Below are 20,964 nucleotides of genomic sequence, written 5' to 3' on the forward strand. Positions count from 1 at the left end.
AATTCTCCTTATTGGTGCCGAATTAGTGATGTGACCATTCAATACTGTTCAGATCCACGCCCTGTTTGAACATTTCCCACAGTGGAGAAAGCTCGCGCAGACGGCCAATGGATTTACGAATCAGGTTGATGGCGTAGTCAATCTCTTCTTCGGTAGTGAAACGACCTAAAGAGAAACGAATAGAACTGTGCGCCAGTTCATCAGTCATGCCTAACGCGCGCAGCACGTAGGATGGCTCAAGGCTCGCGGAAGTACAGGCTGAACCGGAGGAAACCGCCAGGTCTTTCAGCGCCATAATCAGCGACTCGCCTTCAACATAGTTGAAGCTGACGTTAAGAATGTTCGGCGCGCCCTGCTCAAGGTCGCCGTTGAGGTACACTTCTTCCATATCCTTCACGCCGTTCCACAGACGGTTGCGCAGCGTGCGCAGACGCGCCATCTCGCTTTCCATCTCTTCTTTGGCGATACGGTAAGCTTCACCCATGCCGACGATCTGGTGAACAGGCAGAGTACCGGAACGCATACCGCGCTCGTGGCCGCCGCCGTGGATTTGCGCTTCGATACGAATGCGCGGCTTACGACGCACGTACAGCGCGCCGATGCCTTTCGGACCGTAGATTTTGTGACCGGAGAAGGACATCAGGTCCACTTTCAGCTGGCTGAGATCGATAGGCAGCTTGCCCACGCTCTGGGTGGCGTCTACGTGGTAAATGATACCGCGGGCGCGACACATCTCGCCGATGGTAGCGATATCCTGCACCACGCCGATTTCGTTATTCACATGCATGATGGAAACCAGGATGGTGTCGTCACGCATCGCCGCTTCCAGCTCTTTCAGATCGATAATCCCGTTGCTCTGCGGCGCCAGGTAGGTCACTTCGAAGCCTTCGCGCTCCAGCTGACGGCAGGTATCCAGAACCGCTTTATGCTCGGTTTTGCTGGTGATGATGTGCTTGCCTTTTTTCTGATAAAAGTTGGCAGCACCCTTGATCGCCAGGTTGTCGGATTCAGTCGCACCAGAGGTAAAGACGATTTCGCGCGGGTCGGCACCGACCAGCTCGGCAATCTGATTGCGGGCGATATCAACCGCCTCTTCAGCCTGCCAGCCAAAACGGTGGGAACGAGAGGCCGGGTTACCAAAGGTCCCGTCCATGGTCAGGAACTGCATCATTTTCTCGGCAACACGCGGGTCCACCGGCGTGGTTGCGGAGTAATCGAGGTAAATCGGTAATTTCATTGCTCTTAAACTCCGTACATCACTCAATGCAAGGAATCAGGCAACCGGCTTGATGTACGACCGAGTACACGGAATGTCGGAGCATCCCGGCCTGATTCTGAAAGCTCTTTATAATCGTTGTCCCGCCGTTTCGCGCTGCCTCGCCCTGTCAGCCGCAGCCCGAAACGGGACGGGTCACTCAGGCGCGCAGTTTAACGTCGATCGCGTCCTGGGTGCGCGCATTGCGCTGGGTTTCGTGCTGATGCTGACGACCGGAAACATCGAGGATCTCCTGGTTATTCACCAGTTCTCCGAGGGTGATATTGTTCAGGAAGCCGGTCAGACGCTCGCTCAGATCGCGCCACAGCGCGTGAGTCAGGCATTTATCGCCGCCCTGACAGCCGCCCTTGCCCTGGCAACGGGTGGCATCAACGGATTCGTCCACGGCGCTGATGACTTCGCCGACGGCGATACTGCCGGCATCTTTACCTAACAGATAACCACCGCCTGGGCCACGAACGCTGGAAACCAGGCCATTTTTACGCAGGCGAGAGAACAGCTGTTCCAGATAGGAAAGCGAAATTCCCTGACGCTCTGAAATATCTGCCAACGGCACCGGGCCCGTTTCAGAGTTGAGCGCAACGTCAAGCATCGCGGTCACGGCATAACGCCCTTTAGATGTCAGTCTCATGTCTTACTTAACCTCAAACTCGCCCCTGGCCGGGCTTTTTATTAATATGGGTATTGCATAGCAGGGCCAAGTCTGACATTCCCGAGTAATTTGGTCAACTATTTACTTGACTGTTTTAGTCAGGTATTTGGCTTTCCGTGCCGTTATTAATTTCGAGCCGCTCCCGGGGTCGGCCAAAGGCCTCGCCCGGGCTACAACAGAGATGTAGATTCGTAGGCCGGATAAGCGAAGCGCCATCCGGCGTTAACGCTCTTACTTACCTTTATTCTGCTGCTCAATAGACGCCAGCATGCCGCGCAGGATGTTCAGCTCCTGGCTTTCCGGACGTGCGCGGGTGAACAGACGACGCAGCTTGTTCATCACCTGCCCCGGATGATTCGGGCGGATAAAGCCCGTCGCCAGCAGCGTCTGCTCAAGATGGTCGTAGAATCGCTCGAGATCGTCCACCAGCGGGTACGGCGCCTCTTCATGTTCAACCGCCGGCTGCGCTTGCTCCTGCGCCGCCAGCCAGGCCATCCGCACTTCATAGGCGATAACCTGCACCGCCATCGCCAGGTTCAGCGAGCTGTACTCCGGGTTGGCGGCGATGGCCACATGGTAGTGACACTTCTGCAGTTCATCGTTAGTCAGGCCAACGCGCTCGCGGCCAAACACCAGCGCCACCGGCGCATGCTGGCCTTCGGCGATGCTTTTCAGACCGCATTCGCGCGGGTCGAGCATCGGCCACGGCAGCGTGCGGGAGCGCGCGCTGGTGCCAACCACCAGGCTACAGCCCGCCAGCGCTTCATCAAGGGTATCGACGATCTGCGCGTTGCCAATGACGTCGCTGGCGCCCGCAGCCAGAGCAATGGCCTGGGAATCAGGCTTCACCAGCGGATTGACCAGCCACAGGTTGGTTAAGCCCATGGTTTTCATCGCGCGGGCAACGGAGCCCATATTGCCGGTGTGGGAAGTTTCTACCAGTACGATTCGAATATTTTGCAGCATTATGGTTCTTCGGCTAAAGATTATTCGGGCATGCTACCATAAAACGGAGACATAAGCAGATTTCGCTGTTATTATATGCGCCGTTTTTTCCCGTTCTTTAACATCCAGTGAGAGAGACCGATGCATCCGATGCTGAACATCGCCGTGCGCGCCGCGCGCAAGGCGGGTAATTTAATTGCCAAACACTACGAAACGCCAGACACCGTAGAAACCAGCCAGAAAGGCAGCAATGATTTTGTGACCAACGTCGATAAAGCCGCCGAAGCGATTATTATCGAAACCATTCGCAAATCTTACCCGCAGCACACCATTATCACCGAAGAAAGCGGTGAACACGCTGGTGAAGAGCAGGATGTTCAATGGGTTATCGATCCACTGGATGGCACCACCAACTTCGTTAAACGTCTGCCGCACTTCTCTGTTTCCATCGCCGTACGCATCAAAGGCCGTACTGAAGTCGCGGTGGTTTACGATCCGATGCGTAACGAACTGTTCACCGCGACCCGCGGCCAGGGCGCGCAGCTGAACGGCTACCGTCTGCGCGGCAGCAACGCTCGCGACCTCGACGGCACCATCATCGCGACCGGCTTCCCGTTCAAGGCGAAGCAGCACGCCACCACTTACATGAATATTCTCGGCAACATGTTCACCGAATGCGCCGATTTCCGCCGTACCGGCTCCGCCGCACTGGATCTGGCCTACGTTGCCGCCGGCCGCGTTGACGGTTACTTTGAAATCGCCCTGAAACCATGGGATTTCGCCGCAGGCGAGCTGATCGCTCGTGAAGCAGGCGCTATCGTGTGCGACTTCACCGGCGGTCATAACTATATGCTGACGGGCAACATCGTTGCCGGTAACCCGCGCGTGGTAAAAGCGATGCTGGCGAACATGCGCGAGCAGCTGAGCGATGCGCTGAAGCGTTAATCTCTTACTGATGTCAAAAAGGAAGCCGCGGCTTCCTTTTTTTATGTCATGACAGCATCCTCAGGATCTGGCGAATCACCGCATTACCGCCAATACAGAGCACCGTCAGGCCGCTAAATAAAGCCAGCGGTCCGCGCCAGCGCAGGCAGCCCTGCGGCCCCAGCCAGCACCGGAAACACAGCGCTATTCCTACCGTCGCCAGGCGAGCGAGCAGCACGCCCACCATCGCCGGAACCAGCAGCAGCCATCCCCACAGCGGCAGCTCATACTGCTGCGCACTGAGTAAAATCCATACCAGCTGAAACGGCAGATAAAAACTCAGGGCAACGATCAGCGGAATGCGAATATTGCCTGCCGGTGCGGCAACGCCTTTAACGCCGCGCCAGCCGTCGCGCAGCAGTATTGCTGCCAGCACCAGCGTGGCCAGATAGCAAACGTCGTTACAGATGCCCGCAATCTGCATTAGCCTGTCGCTGCTTAGCTTACTCATAAACGCGAAACGCCAGAAAATGATCACCAGAAAACCCAACTGCAACGCCCAGCTGCGCAGGATCCAGTCGACCATCTCCCGCGGCGAGGGTTGGTTATGCACAGCCCAGGCGACGATGGGCAGTTTACTGTGTCCGGGATGGCAAAAGGCCAGCACGAAGCCTGACAGCGTCAGGGTGGCGTAGGCCACCAGCGGGATATCCGCGACACTCGTCACCCCGAATCGCATAACATACGGCATGGCGTGGTAGACGCGCACCAGATCGGACGGCCACCAGCTGGCCAGGGCTGGAAACCAGAAGACGATCGCCAGGCCCGCCAGCAGCCCGGCGGCGCCGGCGCAGCCATAATAGAACCGCCCGTTCTGCGCGGGAGAAACGATATTTGCGGCCATAGCGACTCCTTGTCATCCGCCGAAAAGCGGAAAACTAGAGCATCGCCGCGTCAGCGGCAAGCGCCGGCGCCCACTTTCGGATTTGCGCCCGACGCCTGGCTAAAACGGACGGATCCCGCCGCCGGCCGGGACGGCGCTGAACCACATCACGCCTGCCGCCGCGAGCAAAATGACGCCGCCGGCCAGCGCCAGCGTCAGCCAGCCTACCTGGCGCCACAGCGGCGGTGCCTGATGCTGACCCAGCTTCACCGCCAGCTGGCGAAAACTGTGCACCAGCAGCGCCAGCGCCGTGATAGTCAATGAGGTCCCTGCCGCCATCGCCAGCGCCGCCGCCATCCCCCAGCTGAACACCCCGATCACTTTGCTGAACAGCAGGACCATGATCGCCCCCGAGCAGGGACGCATGCCCATCGACAGGACAATCACGGTGCGAGCCCGCCAGTCGTCGCCGGCCTGCAGCTGCTCCGGGGCCGGGAGATGCTGATGCCCGCAGCCGCAGTGTTCGTTATGAACATGATGCGGGGTGAACGCGGTAAACGTTGGCCGGCTCAGCAGCAGACGCAGCTTTTTCAGCGCCCGCCAGCAGAGCAGCAGACCTAACGCGCCCACCAGCAAATAGCTGCCCTTCTCCAGCCAGAAACTGCTGAGATGCAGCTGGCGCGCTGGCAGCTGCAGTAGCGCCAGCACCACCACCACCAGCGCGATAGCCACCAGCCCCTGCAACAAAGAGGCGGCCAGCGTCAGGTTAATACTCGATTTCAGCTTTGAGGGATGGGTGGCAAGCCAGGTCGTAATGACAATTTTGCCGTGGCCGGGCCCTAAGGCATGCAGCACCCCGTAAACGAAGCTGAATCCAAGCAGCGACAGCCCCGCCGCAGCCGGGTTCTCCGCCACCGCCTGCAGCAGGCGGCTGAGCTCCAGATTGAGCGCGCGCTGCCAGACCGCGCTCTGCATCAGCACCTGCGGCCAGGCCAGCCACAGCCAGATGCCGCCCGTTACGCTCACGGCCAGCAGCAGCGCCAGCGGCCACAGCGCTTTCCAGCGCGAAGTGCGCGTGCGCGGGGTAAAAATTACTGACATGTCAGCGTCACCTTCTGGGCAAAATAGCTGCCCAGCGCCATATCCTCAGGCGGCGCATCCGCTTTATCCAGCGACTGGGCGTATGAGAGCATTTTGTCATTCGGTTTTGGCGTCATCACCGTTGCCTTACAGACGGCCTGCAGCGCGGCGGGCAGGGAAAAATCGCTATCTTTGTCATAAAACATATCGACATAGTAGGTCGGATCGAAAGTGGAAAAGGTAAATGTCTGCCCGGCAACGGGTTGCGGCGTCGCCAGCGGCAGGGTGAAGGTCAGTACCGCCTGCAGGCCGTCGCGCTCAAGACCGTAGCCGTCGGGGCGATTGTCAAATTTCACCCGCTGGCCGTTGTGCCACAGCTCGCTGAAATAGTGCTGGCCGAGCACGTTGGCCATCACCTCCGCCGCCAGTTTTTTCCATACTTCGCTGCCCGGTTTAGCGTTTCCGGCGTCGTAAAGCAGATCCGAGGAGGTTATTTCATCCATTGTCCAGCGCATTTTAAAGGCGCTCAGCAGGCCGTCTTTGACCACCGGCTCGCTCTGCAAACTGATGAAGCTATGCGGATGCGCAGCGGCTGTCCATGATAAAACCATGAAAAACGCCGCGCTGGTGCATTGTTTCACTCTGTTCATCTGTTCCTCACGTGAAAAATTCTGTGAACTTCGCCAGCAATCCTGAGCTAAAGCGGGCGCACTTCCCTGCCCCCGCCGCCGTCATTGTCTATCCTTAGCGGAAACCCTAACTGGAACTTACCAGATGATGACCGTCATTGAACCACCATCTGCGCTTTCCAGTCCACAGCGCCGTAGCCAGGTGCTCCTGATGTTTTATCTGCCCGGACAGTCGGTAACGACTGAACGGCTTGGCAGAATCAACCTCGTTGATGAGACCACGGCCCGGCAGGATATCGAGGAGACCGGACGCGAAATTCAGCGTTACCACCGCCTGACCCTTCGGTCACAGGTGGACGGCAGCTATCGGATTGAAGGCGCCGCGCTCGACCAACGTTTATGCCTGCTGCATGCGCTGCGGCGGGGCCTGCGCCTGTGCCCGCAGTTCGTTAACCATCATTTTACCCCGGCGCTGAAAACGCAGCTTAAACAGGAAGGCATCGCCCGTACCTTGTACGATGATACCAACCTGCAGGCGCTGGTGAACCGCTGCGCACGAGCGCTCAATCGCCAGTTCGACTGCCGGGACGTCCAGTTTCTGCGCCTGTACCTGCAGTACTGCCTGCTTGAGCATCACCGGGGCTATTCACCCGACTTCAATGATGAACAGCAACGCTGGGCGCAGACCGCCGCCGAGTTCACTCTGGCGCAGGAGATTGTCCGCCACTGGCAGCGCCGGGTCGGCGCTCCGCCGCATGTCGGAGAGCCTTTTTTCCTCTCGCTGCTGTTTATGATGCTCAAAACCCCCGATCCGCTTCGCGATGGTCACCCGCAGGATCGACGCCTGCGGCTGGCTATTTCCGGCCTGATCCACCGCTTCCAGATGCTCGCCGGCAGGTCGTTCAGTGACGAGCAGGGGCTGAGCGACCAGCTTTATATTCACTTGTCGCAGGCATTGATCCGCAGCGTGTTTGCCATCGGCATCGACAGCACGCTCACGGAGGAAGTGAGCCGGCTCTATCCTCGTTTACTACGCACCACCCAGGCGGCATTGAGCGAATTCGAGGAGGCCTGGCACGTCCGTTTTAATGAGGAAGAGACCAGCTTAATCGCGGTGATCTTTGGCGCCTGGCTGATGCAGAAAAGCGACCTGCACGAGAAGCAGGTTCTGCTGCTGACCGATGATAATCCGGATATGGAAGCGGCCCTGGAGCAGCAGCTGCGCGAACTGACGCTGCTGCCGCTGAATATCAAATACCAGAGCGTAGAGCGCTTTCAGAAGGAAGGCGCGCCCAAAGGGGTGACGCTTATCGTCACTCCCTATGCGACGGCGCTGCCGCTGTTTTCACCGCCGCTGATCCACGCGGAGAACTGCTTCACCGAACGCCAGCAGCAGCATATCTGCGCGATGCTCGAGGACTAGGCCGCCACCGTTTTTGGCCGAATAGCCAACGCCGGGATGGTCAGCAGCGCCATTACCCAGAACACGCCCTGGTGCAGGTGCTGGTAGAGGAAGCCGGCGAAGACGGTCATAATGGCGATACTCCCGCCCATCGCCACCGCGGAGTAGACGGCCTGCAGGCGGATCACTTCGCTGCCCTGGCGGGCGGCGATATAGCGCATCGCCGCCAGATGACACACCGTAAAGGTCCCGCAGTGAAGGATCTGCGCGAGGATAAGCCCCGGCAGCGCTGTGGTCCAGCCCATCAGCGTCCAGCGAACCAGCCCGCACAGGGCAGAGAGCAGCAGCAGATCCCGCGCGCTGAAGCGGCGGAACACCTTTTTACTCAGCGCGAAGATCACCACTTCCGCCACCACACCTAACGACCACAGATAACCGACCGCCGAGGCCGAATAGCCGGCCTGCTGCCAGTAGATGGCGCTAAAGCCATAGTAGGCGGCGTGCGCCCCCTGCAGCAGACAAACGCAGGCGAGAAAGCGCCAGCTTTGGCGCACCAGCGTCAGCCAGGCCGCCATTCCGGCCCCCTGCTGCTGGCGCGACGCCCCCTGAGGCATCACCGACGGCTTAAGCAACATGCCGAGCAGCATCGAGGCGACGCCCAGGCTTAGCATCAGCAGGATCGCCCGGTAATCGAACAGGCTCACCAGCTTACCGGTCAGCGCCGAACCAATCACAAAGGCGATGGAGCCCCATAGCCGCACCCGGCCATAGTCCATGGTGATCTGCTTTTGCCAGGTATTGGCCAGAGCATCCGTCAGCGGCACCAGCGGCGAAAAGAACAGGTTGAAGCCCACAATGATCGCCAGCAGCCATGCTACGTGGCTGCCGGCCCAGAAGGCCAGCGCGAAGAGCAAGGTTAACAGCGCCAGCACGCGCAGCGCGGCGATCAGCCGGGAGGGATCGCTCACCCGCGGGGCAATCAGCAGGCTGCCGAGAAAACGGGCCACCAGACCGGCGCCAAGCAAAATGCCGATGGTTTCCGGGGTCAGCCCGTTGCCGGCCAGCCAGACGCTCCAGAAGGGCAGAAAAATACCGTAGCTAAAAAAGTAAGTGAAGTAACTGAGCGCCAGCCAGCGCGTGGAGTGCAAGACCATGATTTCCTCCCGAATGGTGGCGATAGTCTGGCGATAAACCCCATCGTGAGTAAACCTGTGTCTCACTCTCTATATGGAAGTTGAGTACATTTGTCTTTAAATCGTGACGCGCATCACGGAGCACTCCCCACTCCGTCACCGGTTGTATTAAATAAAATCCGATAACCGGGCATCAAAGTGCGACCAACGATACGGCGAAATCCTGATGAAACGAAGCGCGACATTATTATTTTCCTGCTATGGCGGCTGGCAACTTTGTGTATTACGTTTAAATCACACGTCTCTCATAACGAGCTGATTATGAACACACTCCGCTATTTTGATTTTGGCGCATCCCGCTCTCTGCTACTGCTCATCGCCCGCATCGCCGTGGTGGTTCTGTTTCTACTTTTTGGCTACCCCAAACTGCTGGGCTTTAGCGGTACGGTGCAATACATGGCCGCCTCCGGCGCGCCGATGCCGACCCTGGCGGCGATTATCGCCGTCATTATGGAAGTGCCTGCCGCGATTTTAATTGTGCTGGGCTTTTTCACCCGCCCGCTGGCGGTCATCTTTATTTTCTACACCCTGGGCACGGCGGTGATTGGCCATCACTACTGGGATATGACTGGCGATGCGGTATTGCCGAACATGATTAACTTCTGGAAAAACGTCAGCATCGCCGGCGCCTTCTTGCTGCTGGCAATCACCGGCCCAGGGGCAATCTCCCTCGACCGTCGCTAATCTGCAGATGCAAAAAAGGCCGCAAACGCGGCCTTTTTGATGTCAACGCTAACGCTTACGCGTAAACCGGGAAGCGGGCGCAGATATCCAGCACTTTGCCTTTCACACGCTCAATGACCGCGTCGTCATTGATATTGTCCAGCACGTCACACATCCAGCCAGCCAGCTCTTTGACTTCCGCTTCTTTAAAGCCGCGACGAGTCACAGCCGGAGAACCGATGCGGATACCGGAGGTCACGAACGGGCTCTTCGGATCGTTCGGCACGCTGTTTTTGTTGACGGTGATGTTGGCGCGGCCCAGGGCGGCGTCAGCTTCTTTACCGGTCAGGTTTTTATCCACCAGGTCCAGCAGGAACAGGTGGTTCTCAGTACCGCCAGACACCACTTTGTAGCCGCGGTTCAGGAACACTTCCACCATTGCTTTGGCGTTTTTCGCAACCTGCTGCTGGTAAACTTTAAACTCTGGCTCCATCGCTTCTTTCAGCGCCACCGCTTTCGCCGCGATAACGTGCATCAGCGGGCCGCCCTGCGCGCTTGGGAATACCGCAGAGTTCAGCTTCTTATACAGCTCTTCGCTACCGCCTTTCGCCAGGATCAGGCCGCCGCGCGGACCCGCCAGGGTTTTGTGGGTGGTGGTGGTCACGACGTGAGCATGCGGAACCGGGTTCGGGTACACGCCAGCGGCAATCAGGCCTGCCACGTGCGCCATATCGACGAACAGGTAAGCGCCGATGCTGTCGGCGATTTCACGCATTTTTGCCCAGTCAACGATACCGGAGTAAGCGGAGAAACCACCGATGATCATCTTCGGTTTGTGTTCCTGAGCCTGCTTCGCCATGTCGTCGTAGTCAATTTTGCCGGACTCATCAATACCGTAAGGGATGATGTTGTACAGTTTGCCGGAGAAGTTAACCGGGGAGCCGTGAGTCAGGTGGCCGCCCTGCGCCAGGTTCATACCGAGCACGGTGTCGCCCGGCTGCAGCAGCGCGGTGTAGACGGCAAAGTTAGCCTGGGAGCCGGAGTGCGGCTGGACGTTAGCATAGTCAGCGCCGAACAGCTCTTTCGCGCGGTCGATAGCCAGTTGCTCAACCACGTCGACGTATTCGCAGCCGCCGTAGTAACGCTTGCCCGGATATCCTTCAGCGTATTTGTTGGTCAGCTGAGAGCCCTGCGCCTGCATTACGCGCGGGCTGGTGTAGTTTTCGGAGGCGATCAGTTCGATGTGCTCTTCCTGACGTACTTTTTCCTGCTCCATAGCCTGCCACAGTTCGGCATCATAATCGGCAATGTTCATTTCACGCTTTAACATCCGCATCTCCTGACTCAGCTAACAATAAAATTTCGGCCTAAAAAGGCGGTCCGATTGGACAACGGCCCACAGTATAACCGAATCATTCTGTGATAACAGGTCTTGACAAAGGATTTTACGCAAACGTTTGGCTCCGCATGACACAAGGCTTTGAGCAATAACGCCTCTCTCAGTATCAACGGATTTCTTTTCAGGATTGTGATGCAAATTCTTCATGTTGTAACTGCAACGGCGGAAAGTGTTAAAGAACCATTTACAACGCAGGGTTATTTCCTTAAGATGCATTTAAAATACATCATTAAGATAACACCCAAGGAAGCACACTATGCTCGACGCTCAAACCATCGCTACGGTCAAAGCCACCATCCCTCTGCTGGTAGAGACTGGACCAAAGTTAACCGCCCATTTCTACGATCGGATGTTCGCGCATAACCCGGAGCTCAAAGAGATCTTCAATATGAGCAACCAGCGCAACGGCGACCAGCGTGAAGCGCTGTTCAACGCCATTGCCGCCTACGCCAGCAATATCGATAACCTGCCTGCCCTGCTGCCGGCGGTGGAAAAGATCGCCCAGAAACACACCAGCTTCCAGATCAAACCGGAGCAGTACAATATTGTTGGCAGTCATCTGCTGGCGACCCTCGATGAAATGTTCAGTCCGGGCCAGGAAGTGCTCGATGCCTGGGGTAAAGCCTACGGGGTGCTGGCGAACGTCTTTATCGGCCGCGAAGCCGAGATCTATCAGCAAAACGCCAGTAAAACCGGCGGCTGGGAAGGGACCCGCGCGTTCCGCATCGTCAGGAAAACTCCGCGCAGCCAGCTTATCACCAGCTTTGAGCTCGAGCCGGTCGACGGCCAGCCGGTCGCCGATTACCAGCCTGGCCAGTATCTGGCCATCTGGCTGAAGCCGGAAGGCTTCGAATATCAGGAAATTCGCCAGTACTCCCTGACCCGCAAAGCGGACGGCAAGGGCTACCGCATCGCGGTTAAACGCGAGGAAGGCGGCCAGGTTTCCAGCTGGCTGCATAACCATGCCAGCGAAGGCGATGTGGTCTATCTGGCCGCCCCGGCGGGAGATTTCTTCCTTAATGTTGAGCCGCAGACGCCGGTCACCCTGATCTCCGGCGGCGTTGGGCAAACGCCGATGCTGGCGATGCTGGATGCGCTGGCGAAGAGCCATCATCAGGGTCAGGTGAACTGGTTCCATGCGGCGGAAAATGGCGAGGTCCACGCCTTTGCCGATGAAGTGCAGGCGCTCGGCGCGGCGCTGCCGGCGTTTACCGCTCACGTCTGGTATCGCAACCCGAGCGAGGCTGACCGTCAGGCAGGACGTTTTGATAGCGAAGGTTTGATGGATTTAGCGGCGGTGGCGGAAACTATTCGCGACCCGCAGATGCAGTATTATCTCTGCGGCCCGGTAGCGTTTATGCAGTTTGCAGCGAAGCAGCTGGTAGAATTAGGGGTCAATAAAGACCACATTCATTACGAATGCTTCGGCCCGCATAAGGTGCTGTAAGCCCCGACGCCGCGGGGATTTGTAGGCCGGGTAAGCGCAGCGCCACCCGGCAATACTGCAGCGAGCGGCGAGCGTTAAATCGCCGCGTCGTCTTCTTCGCCGGTACGGATACGAATGACCCGCGCCACGTCGAAGACAAAGATCTTGCCGTCACCGATTTTACCGGTCTGCGCGGTACGGATGATGGTATCCACACAGGTATCGACGATATCGTCGGTCACCACGATTTCAATTTTCACTTTCGGCAGAAAATCCACCATATATTCCGCGCCGCGGTAGAGTTCGGTGTGCCCTTTCTGGCGGCCAAAGCCTTTCACTTCCGTTACCGTCATCCCGGTGATGCCGACTTCGGCCAGCGCTTCACGCACGTCATCCAGTTTGAAAGGTTTAATAATCGCATCAATCTTTTTCATGGTGTTCCTGTCTTAGTCGCGTAACCGGTTGCTTACCGTATCATATCTTGCGCTATGTTGCGGAGCTACTCTTTAAAGTCATTGGCGTCGAGCTCATGGCGCGACAGCAGCTTATAGAATTCGGTGCGGTTGCGTCCAGCCATCCGCGCGGCGTGGGTGACGTTGCCCCTGGTAATCTGCAGCAGCTTGCGCAGGTAGTTCAGCTCAAACTGATTGCGCGCTTCCACGAAGGTCGGCAGCGCCGTGTTCTCGCCTTCCAGCGCCTGTTCCACCAGCGCATCGCCGATCACCGGCGACGAGGTCAGGGCCACGCACTGCTCAATCACGTTCACCAGCTGGCGCACATTGCCCGGCCATTTGGCGGCCATCAGCCGCTTCATTGCATCGCTGGAAAATGCCCGCACGAACGGCTTATGGCGATCGGCGGACTGACGCAGCAGATGGTTGGCCAACAGCGGAATATCTTCCGTGCGTTCGGAGAGCGGCGGGATCTTCAGGTTAACCACATTGAGGCGATAAAACAGATCTTCGCGAAACTCGCCGCGGGCCATCGCCTTCGGCAGGTCGCGGTGGGTGGCGGAGATGATCCGCACGTTGATCTCGATATCGCGGTTGCTGCCGAGCGGGCGAACCTTACGCTCCTGCAGGACGCGGAGCAGCTTCACCTGCAGGGCGACAGGCATATCGCCGATCTCGTCGAGAAACAGCGTGCCGCCTTCGGCGGCCTGGAATAACCCTTCGCGGTTGCTGACCGCGCCGGTAAAGGCGCCCCGAGCATGGCCGAACAGTTCGGACTCGAGCAGCTGTTCCGGCAGCGCGCCGCAGTTAATCGCCACGAAAGGCTTGTCATGACGCGGGCTGGCGTTGTGGATCGCCTGGGCGACTATCTCCTTCCCGGTCCCGCTCTGGCCGTTAATCAGCACGCTGACGTCGGACTGCGCCACCATCCCGGCCTGCTCGAGCAGGCGCAGCATCAGCGGGCTGCGGGTGACAATCGCCTGGCGCCACGCTTCGTCGGTGGCTGGCGATCGCTGCTCCAGCGCCTCATCAATGGCTTTATACAAGGCGTCTTTATCAACTGGCTTGGTCAGGAAGCTGAAGACGCCCTGCTGGGTGGCCGCCACCGCGTCGGGGATCGAGCCATGGGCGGTGAGAATGATCACCGGCATGCCGGGCTGCCCCTTCTGGATCTCACTGAACAGCTGCAGGCCGTCCATTTCATCCATCCGCAGATCGCTAATCACCAGATCCACTTTCTCACGTCCCAGCACGCGCAGCGCTTCCGGTCCGCTCTCGGCGGTGACCACGCTATAGCCTTCGCTGACCAGACGCATGCCGAGCAGCTTCAGCAGCCCCGGATCGTCATCCACCAGCAGCAAACGCGCCGGTTTACGGATCGTCATGGATCACCTCCGGTACTTTTTCGCTACCGAAATTGCCGCCCGGCTTGCGGCTGGAGAGCTGGCGTTCAATATCCGTCAGATTCTCCAGCTTACGGGTGGTCAGCTCCAGCTGCTGGCGCAGCGACTGTTCCTGCTGGCGCAACGTCTCCAGCTCGCTATCGCTGGACTGCTGAAGCTTCGCGTAGCGGGCTCGCTCCTCCACCAGCTGCAGCTGACGGGTCTGCCCGTCGCGCCAGAGCTGATATAGCGGGCGGACCTGAACGGCGATTTGCGGGCTGAAGGTGTCGAGACGCGCCACCAGCTCGCGGCGCTCGTCAGGGGTAATTTTGGCATCGGCAAGCAGAATGCCGCGGCGGAATGCGTCCTGCCAGCTGTCGTCGGTATGGCGTTTCGCCTCCGCTCGCGCCTGCACCGGCGCGAGACGATCGGCGCAGTCAATGCCCCGCAGCCAGTAGAGGGGGTTTTTGTCGCTGGCATCGCTGCTGTGCGCCCAGATATCAGCGCAGTCCACGGCGACAAAATCGGCCACCTGGTGCTGCGCCTGCCCGGGGGCGGCGGCACCTTCCGCACTATGCGGCGAGAAGCCGGCGGAACACCCCGCCAGCGTCAGACAAGCAATGCCTGAGAGCAGCCATCCGCTAAGGGAACGGCGCCAGGCCAGGAATTGGGACATAGTTCCCCGATATCGATTCATTAGTTGGATTATTCCGGCGCTGAGGGAAGCGTAATGCGAAAACAGACCTGCCCGGCGGGGGCGTCAACCAGACTGAGTTCCCCTTGCATCTGACGGACACAGTCGCGGGCGATGCTTAACCCCAGCCCACTGCCTTTAACGGCCCCCTTACGCTGGTGACTTCCCTGGTAAAAAGGCTCAAAAATCATATTCTTTTCCGCGGCCGGGATCGGTTCGCCGCTGTTGGCGACATCAATACGCACCTGCTCTCCGTGCCGGTAGCTATGGATACGAATGTTACCGGATTCAGCGCCATAGTGCACCGCATTGGAGTAGAGATTATCCATTACGCTTATCAATAACGCAGGCTCCGCCAGACAATGCCGCGCCCGCAGCGCCAGCTCGGTATGCATCAGTTTAGCCCGCGCAGGCAAACTGTGCGCCGCCACGACGTTTTCCACCAGCTCCACCAGATCCACTGCTTCCCGGGCTACCGGGCCGTCGGCCTGTTTGCGGTTGTAGTCCAGCAGCTGTTCAATCAGCTTTTGCAGGTTGCGGCTGCTGCTGTCGAGGATCTCGACGATCTCCTGCTGCTCCGGCGTCAGCGGTCCGGCGACCCGGTCGGCCAACAGCTCGGTGCCTTCACGCATACTGGCCAGCGGGGTTTTAAGCTCATGCGACAGATGGCGAAGAAACTGATGCCGCTGCGACTCCAGCCATGCCAGGCGCTCGCTGAGCCAGATGATGCGCTTGCCCACCGAGCGCAGCTCGCGCGGGCCAGTAAACAATGCCGCGTCGTCCAGCGACTTCCCTGCGCCCAGCTGATTGATCATTCTTTCGATACCTTTCACCGGGCCGATGATCATGCGGGTGAAAAGCAGCACCAGCGCCAGGCTCAGCAGAAACAGCACCAGCGCCTGCCAGCCGAAAAACTGGCCGCGCTCGGCAATCTCCTGCTGCAGCTGCTGGCCGCGGGAATAGACCACCGCCCGGGTCGCCTGGACCATGTCGCTGTTATTGCTGGCGAAAACTTCCAGTCTGGCGGCTGCCTCGGCGTCAGGGCCGCTGTTGTTACACTGCAGCTGCGCCAGATCGCTGACATCCTGGCGCAGCGCCTGCCAGAGCTTTTCGTCCGGCAACACGCCGGCGTGCGCGTCCAGCATCTGGCTGTAGCGCTGCCGCTGGTTTTGATAGACGCGCGCCAGCGTCGGATCGTCCAGCACGCAGTACTGGCGATAGCTGCGTTCCATCTCCAGCGCGGCATTGATCATCGCCTCACTGCGGCGGGCATCGACCAGCGTCGTACGGTTGATATGCGCCGCCTGGGCGCTGAGGGCATTGAGGCTCTGCCAGGCCTGCCAGGCCAGCACCAGTAACGGCAGCAGGATCAGCACAAAGGAGAGCGTCACCAGCTGACGCAGCGAACGGGGAAAAAGAGAGAGTCGCTTCAAAGGTGTGGTCTCAATCATTAGCTCTGGTCGATGCTAACTGAGGAGCGCGCCGGAGAAAAGCGATACCCGTCGCCACGGCGCCCCAGAAACAACAAAGCCAGGCGCAAGGCCTGGCTTTGTTCAGGAATGAGGCGGTGCCTTACTCGACGTTTCGCCCGATGTCTGATAAAGCCAGGCTATTATCAGGAGTTGGACGGCAGGCACCTGTTTGTGCGTCATTCGAAGTTTATGTAGCGCGTCCCGAAGGGGCTGACATAAGAAGGTGAATGAGCCACTGGTTATTATTATGCATGAACTATGCCACCTTTCCAAACATTTTATTAACACATTGATATATATGGCTTTAACCATAAAAGCCAGCCACCCCAGCACAGTACACTTTTTATCCATAGCGTCGCCAATTAGCGACACCAAATGTATCCCAAGTTACTCATCATTTAAATCAATAACTTAAGTGTCGCCTTTTGGCGACACTGCAATATGCCGGTTGTCGGTGATTCCCGACACCCTGGCGTGCCGGCCGTCACAGATAAAAAAAAGCCCCCTGCCTGAGCAGGGGGCCGATACGTTCGCGTGACACGCTGCGGGAAAATTAACCCAGCTGTTTACGCGCATTGCGGAAGATACGCATCCACGGGCTGTCTTCGCCCCAGTTTTCCGGGTGCCAGGAGTTGCTTACGGTGCGGAAGACGCGTTCCGGGTGCGGCATCATGATGGTCGCGCGCCCGCTTTCGCTGGTCACGGCGGTGATACCGTTCGGGGAACCGTTCGGGTTCGCCGGATAGGTTTCGGTCACTTTGCCGAAGTTATCCACGAAGCGCAGCGCCACCAGGCCTTTGCTCTCCAGCTGGGCCAGATGCGCGCTGTCGCGCACTTCCACCTGACCTTCGCCGTGGGAGACCGCAATCGGCATCTGTGAGCCAACCATGCCTTGCAGCAGCAGAGACGGGCTTTGCGTCACTTCCACCAGGCTGAAGCGCGCTTCAAAGCGGTCAGAGTGGTTGCGCACAAAGCGCGGCCACAGGTCGCTGCCCGGGATCAGCTCGCGCAGATTGGACATCATCTGACAGCCGTTGCACACGCCGAGCGCCAGGGTCTGCGGACGATGGAAGAAGGTCGCGAACTCATCGCGCACGCGCTCGTTGAACAGAATCGACTTCGCCCAGCCTTCGCCTGCCCCCAGCACGTCGCCGTAGGAGAAGCCGCCGCAGGCCACCAGGGCATGGAAATCGCCCAGACCGGTGCGGCCCGCCAGCAGGTCGCTCATATGCACGTCGATGGCGTCAAAGCCGGCGCGATGGAAGGCTGCCGCCATTTCAACGTGAGAGTTCACCCCCTGCTCGCGCAGGACGGCCACTTTCGGACGCGCGCCGGTGGCAATGTACGGCGCGGCGACGTCGTCATTAATATCAAACGAGAGCTTCACATTAAGGCCCGGATCGGCGTCGTTGGCTTTCGCCTCGTGCTCCTGATCGGCGCAGGCCGGGTTGTCGCGCAGACGCTGCATCTGCCAGGTGGTTTCCGCCCACCACATGCGCAGGGTGGTGCGGCTTTCGCTAAACACCGTCTGACCGCTGGCGGTCAGCACGAAGCGATCGCCCTCGACCGCTTTGCCGAGGTAATGCACGCAGTCCGCCAGGCCGTTAACCGCCAGAATGGCTTCCACCGCCTCACGGTCTGCGGCGCGGACCTGAATCACCGCCCCCAGCTCTTCGTTGAACAGCGCCGCCAGACGGTCATCGCCCAGCGCGGCGATATCCGCTTCCAGTCCACAGTGGCCGGTAAAGGCCATTTCCGCCAGGGTGACCAGCAGGCCGCCGTCGGAGCGGTCGTGGTAGGCCAGCAATTTACGCTGCGCCACCAGGGCCTGCATCGCATCCCAGAAGCCTTTCAGTTGCGCGACATCGCGCACGTCAGCCGGCTTGTCGCCGAGCTGGCGATAGACCTGCGCCAGCGCCGTCGCGCCCAGCGCGTTGTGCCCTTTACCGAGGTCGATCAACAGCAGGGCGTTATCTTCCGTCGAGAGCTGCGGCGTGACGGTATGACGAACATCTTCGACACGGGCGAAGGCGGAGATCACCAGCGACAGCGGAGAGGTCATCTCACGCTGCTCGCTGCCTTCCTGCCAGCGGGTTTTCATCGACATTGAGTCTTTGCCGACCGGAATGGTCAGGCCCAGCGCCGGGCACAGCTCTTCGCCCACCGCTTTCACCGCCTCATACAGGCCAGCGTCTTCGCCCGGGTGGCCGGCAGCGGCCATCCAGTTAGCCGACAGCTTCACGCGGTTCAGCTCGCCAATCTGCGTGGCGGCGATGTTGGTCAGCGCTTCGCCAACCGCCAGACGGCCGGAGGCGGCGAAGTCCAGCAGAGCAACCGGGGCGCGCTCGCCCATCGCCATCGCTTCGCCGTAGTAGCTGTCGAGGCTGGCGGTGGTTACCGCGCAGTTGGCCACCGGGATCTGCCACGGGCCGACCATCTGGTCGCGAGCGACCATGCCGGTCACGGTGCGATCGCCGATGGTCACGAGGAAGGTTTTCTCGGCCACCGTCGGCAGGTGCAGTACGCGGTTAACCGCGTCGGCGATGGTGATCGGTTGGCGATCCAGCGCGCTGCCCTGGGCTTTCAGAGTCTGCACGTCGCGGGTCATTTTCGGCGTTTTACCAAGCAGGACGTCCAGCGGCAGATCGATCGGCTGATCGTTAAAGTGGCTGTCGCTCAGGCTCAGGTGCTGCTCGGCGGTGGCTTCGCCGATAACCGCATAAGGCGCGCGCTCGCGGCGGCACAGCTCGTCGAACAGCGGCAGTTGCTCCGGGGCGACCGCCAGGACATAACGTTCCTGCGATTCGTTACACCAGATCTCCAGCGGGCTCATGCCTGGCTCATCGCTCAGGATATCGCGCAGCTGGAATTTACCGCCGCGGCCGCCGTCGCTAACCAGCTCCGGCATGGCGTTGGAGAGACCGCCGGCGCCGACGTCGTGGATAAACAGGATCGGGTTGGCGTCGCCCAGCTGCCAGCAGCGGTCGATCACCTCCTGACAGCGACGCTCCATTTCCGGGTTGTCACGCTGGACGGAGGCGAAATCGAGGTCGGCATCGGACTGACCGGAGGCCATGGAAGACGCCGCGCCGCCGCCGAGGCCGATGTTCATCGCCGGGCCGCCCAGCACGATCAGCTTCGCGCCGACGGTAATCTCGCCCTTCTGCACGTGCTCGCCGCGGATGTTGCCGATACCGCCGGCCAGCATGATCGGTTTGTGGTAGCCGCGCAGCTCTTCGCCGTTATGGCTGGTGACTTTCTCTTCATAGGTGCGGAAGTAGCCGTTCAGCGCCGGACGACCAAATTCGTTGTTAAACGCCGCGCCGCCCAGCGGGCCTTCGGTCATGATGTCCAGGGCGGTGACGATGCGATCCGGTTTCCCGAAATCTTCTTCCCACGGCTGTTCGAAGCCCGGGATGCGCAGGTTGGAAACCGAGAAGCCCACCAGACCCGCTTTCGGCTTCGCGCCGCGGCCGGTGGCGCCTTCATCGCGGATCTCGCCGCCGGAGCCGGTTGCCGCGCCCGGCCATGGGGAGATGGCCGTCGGGTGGTTATGGGTTTCCACCTTCATCAGAATGTGCGCCGGCTCCTGATGGAAGTCGTAGCGCCCGGTCTGGTGGTCGGCAAAATAGCGCCCCACTTCAGACCCTTCCATCACCGCGGCGTTGTCTTTATAGGCCGACAGGACGTAGTCCGGCGTTTTTTCGAAGGTGTTTTTGATCATTTTGAACAGCGACTTCGGCTGCTGTTCGCCGTCGATGATCCAGTCGGCGTTGAAAATCTTGTGGCGACAGTGCTCTGAGTTCGCCTGGGCGAACATGTACAGCTCGATGTCGTTCGGATTGCGTCCCAGACGGGTAAACGCGTCCTGCAGGTAGTCAATTTCGTCATCTGCCAGCGCCAGACCCAAACGGAGGTTGGCGTCAATCAGCGCCTGACGCCCTTCGCCCAGCAGGTCAACGCTGGTCACCGGCGTCGGCTGATGGTGAGCGAACAGCTTTTCGCCCGCTTCCAGCGCGTCGAAGACGCTCTCCATCATGCGGTCGTGCAGTTCCGCCGCCACCGCGGTCCACTGCGCTTCGCTCAGGGTCGAGGCTTCAACATAATACGCCACGCCGCGCTCCAGACGCACAACCTGAGCCAGGCCGCAGTTATGGGCGATATCGGTAGCTTTAGAAGACCAGGGAGAGATGGTGCCAGGGCGAGGGGTCACGAGCAGTAATTTACCGGTCGGGGTATGGCTGTTTAAGCTCGGGCCATATTTAAGCAGTCGCGCCAGGCGCTCGCGATCGTCAGCGCTCAGCGGGGCGTTCAGATCGGCAAAATGAATATACTCGGCGTATATGGCGCTTACCGGAAGGTTGGCCGCCTGAAATCGTGCCAGCAGTTTATTAATACGGAATGCCGACAGTGCAGGTGAACCACGCAAAATTTCCATCATAAGTCTCTCGTCTTCGAAGCTTTCAGGGTGAGCCAGGGGGGAAACGGGCGT

General features: G+C 59.3%; 17 protein-coding genes. 4 read left to right on the forward strand and 13 right to left on the reverse strand.

Annotated features, from left to right (window positions below; translation table 11 throughout):
* Positions 1-22 precede the first annotated feature (22 nt).
* The 3 genes from iscS to trmJ all read right to left on the reverse strand — a co-directional run bounded on the left by iscS (position 23) and on the right by trmJ (position 2,894).
* Complete coding sequence (gene iscS / locus ABLU73_RS13675; protein WP_017900428.1) at positions 23-1,237, reverse strand: cysteine desulfurase; 1,215 nt, start codon at positions 1,235-1,237, stop codon at positions 23-25.
* 178 nt (positions 1,238-1,415) lie between these two features.
* A complete protein-coding gene (gene iscR, locus ABLU73_RS13680; protein WP_002913993.1) occupies positions 1,416-1,907 on the reverse strand; it encodes a Fe-S cluster assembly transcriptional regulator IscR in 492 nt (163 codons plus the stop codon).
* 252 nt (positions 1,908-2,159) lie between these two features.
* Entirely contained in the window at positions 2,160-2,894 is a 735-nt protein-coding gene (trmJ, locus tag ABLU73_RS13685) for a tRNA (cytosine(32)/uridine(32)-2'-O)-methyltransferase TrmJ (protein WP_017900427.1), read from the reverse strand.
* Between the two features lie 120 nt (positions 2,895-3,014).
* On the opposite strand from trmJ, the gene suhB reads away from it, so the two are divergent.
* Positions 3,015-3,818, forward strand: a complete 804-nt coding sequence (gene suhB, locus ABLU73_RS13690) for an inositol-1-monophosphatase (RefSeq protein WP_002913995.1) — start codon at positions 3,015-3,017, stop codon at positions 3,816-3,818.
* Between the two features lie 46 nt (positions 3,819-3,864).
* On the opposite strand, the gene ABLU73_RS13695 is transcribed toward suhB, so the two are convergent.
* The 3 genes from ABLU73_RS13695 to ABLU73_RS13705 all read right to left on the reverse strand — a co-directional run bounded on the left by ABLU73_RS13695 (position 3,865) and on the right by ABLU73_RS13705 (position 6,410).
* Complete coding sequence (locus ABLU73_RS13695; protein WP_108450913.1) at positions 3,865-4,701, reverse strand: hypothetical protein; 837 nt, start codon at positions 4,699-4,701, stop codon at positions 3,865-3,867.
* Between the two features lie 99 nt (positions 4,702-4,800).
* Positions 4,801-5,781, reverse strand: coding sequence for a nickel/cobalt transporter (locus ABLU73_RS13700; RefSeq protein WP_064794944.1), 981 nt, complete (start codon positions 5,779-5,781; stop codon positions 4,801-4,803).
* Positions 5,772-6,410 (reverse strand): DUF1007 family protein, encoded by a 639-nt coding sequence (locus ABLU73_RS13705; protein WP_004201860.1) that lies wholly within the window; start codon positions 6,408-6,410, stop codon positions 5,772-5,774. The genes ABLU73_RS13700 and ABLU73_RS13705 overlap by 10 nt, the downstream gene beginning before the upstream one ends.
* 124 nt (positions 6,411-6,534) lie before the next feature.
* Here ABLU73_RS13705 and csiE point away from each other — a divergent pair, with 124 nt between their 5' ends.
* A complete protein-coding gene (gene csiE / locus ABLU73_RS13710; protein WP_017900424.1) occupies positions 6,535-7,812 on the forward strand; it encodes a stationary phase inducible protein CsiE in 1,278 nt (425 codons plus the stop codon).
* Here the strand turns inward: csiE and ABLU73_RS13715 are convergent.
* Entirely contained in the window at positions 7,809-8,945 is a 1,137-nt protein-coding gene (locus ABLU73_RS13715; protein WP_017900423.1) for a 3-phenylpropionate MFS transporter, read from the reverse strand. The genes csiE and ABLU73_RS13715 overlap by 4 nt on opposite strands.
* A 300-nt stretch (positions 8,946-9,245) precedes the next feature.
* Between ABLU73_RS13715 and ABLU73_RS13720 the strand changes: the two genes are divergently transcribed.
* The gene (locus ABLU73_RS13720; protein ID WP_004201855.1) at positions 9,246-9,668 is read left to right on the forward strand and encodes a DoxX family protein; all 423 of its coding nucleotides are present in this window, start codon (positions 9,246-9,248) and stop codon (positions 9,666-9,668) included.
* Between the two features lie 55 nt (positions 9,669-9,723).
* Here ABLU73_RS13720 and glyA read toward each other — a convergent pair whose 3' ends face one another.
* On the reverse strand, positions 9,724-10,977 hold the full coding sequence (gene glyA, locus ABLU73_RS13725) for a serine hydroxymethyltransferase (protein ID WP_002914027.1): 1,254 nt from the start codon (positions 10,975-10,977) through the stop codon (positions 9,724-9,726).
* A 325-nt stretch (positions 10,978-11,302) separates the two neighbouring features.
* Here glyA and hmpA point away from each other — a divergent pair, with 325 nt between their 5' ends.
* On the forward strand, positions 11,303-12,493 hold the full coding sequence (gene hmpA, locus ABLU73_RS13730) for an NO-inducible flavohemoprotein (RefSeq protein ID WP_004201853.1): 1,191 nt from the start codon (positions 11,303-11,305) through the stop codon (positions 12,491-12,493).
* Between the two features lie 74 nt (positions 12,494-12,567).
* On the opposite strand, the gene glnB is transcribed toward hmpA, so the two are convergent.
* From glnB to purL, 5 genes are all read right to left on the reverse strand, one after another.
* Positions 12,568-12,906, reverse strand: a complete 339-nt coding sequence (gene glnB / locus ABLU73_RS13735; RefSeq protein ID WP_002914032.1) for a nitrogen regulatory protein P-II — start codon at positions 12,904-12,906, stop codon at positions 12,568-12,570.
* Positions 12,907-12,971: 65 nt separating this feature from the next.
* Complete coding sequence (gene glrR, locus ABLU73_RS13740; protein ID WP_004201849.1) at positions 12,972-14,309, reverse strand: two-component system response regulator GlrR; 1,338 nt, start codon at positions 14,307-14,309, stop codon at positions 12,972-12,974.
* Positions 14,296-14,982 (reverse strand): two-component system QseEF-associated lipoprotein QseG, encoded by a 687-nt coding sequence (gene qseG, locus ABLU73_RS13745; protein WP_004201847.1) that lies wholly within the window; start codon positions 14,980-14,982, stop codon positions 14,296-14,298. The genes glrR and qseG overlap by 14 nt, the downstream gene beginning before the upstream one ends.
* Before the next feature lie 29 nt (positions 14,983-15,011).
* On the reverse strand, positions 15,012-16,433 hold the full coding sequence (locus ABLU73_RS13750; RefSeq protein WP_004201845.1) for a HAMP domain-containing sensor histidine kinase: 1,422 nt from the start codon (positions 16,431-16,433) through the stop codon (positions 15,012-15,014).
* A gap of 592 nt (positions 16,434-17,025) precedes the next feature.
* Positions 17,026-20,913 carry a phosphoribosylformylglycinamidine synthase gene (gene purL / locus ABLU73_RS13755; RefSeq protein WP_065697588.1) on the reverse strand — a complete coding sequence of 1,296 codons (3,888 nt, stop codon included), beginning with the start codon at positions 20,911-20,913 and terminating at the stop codon, positions 17,026-17,028.
* Between the last annotated feature and the right edge of the window lie 51 nt (positions 20,914-20,964).

Origin of the sequence: Klebsiella sp. GG_Kp175, assembly GCF_040062325.1 — a bacterium.
Classification (GTDB): Bacteria; Pseudomonadota; Gammaproteobacteria; order Enterobacterales; family Enterobacteriaceae; genus Klebsiella; species Klebsiella quasipneumoniae.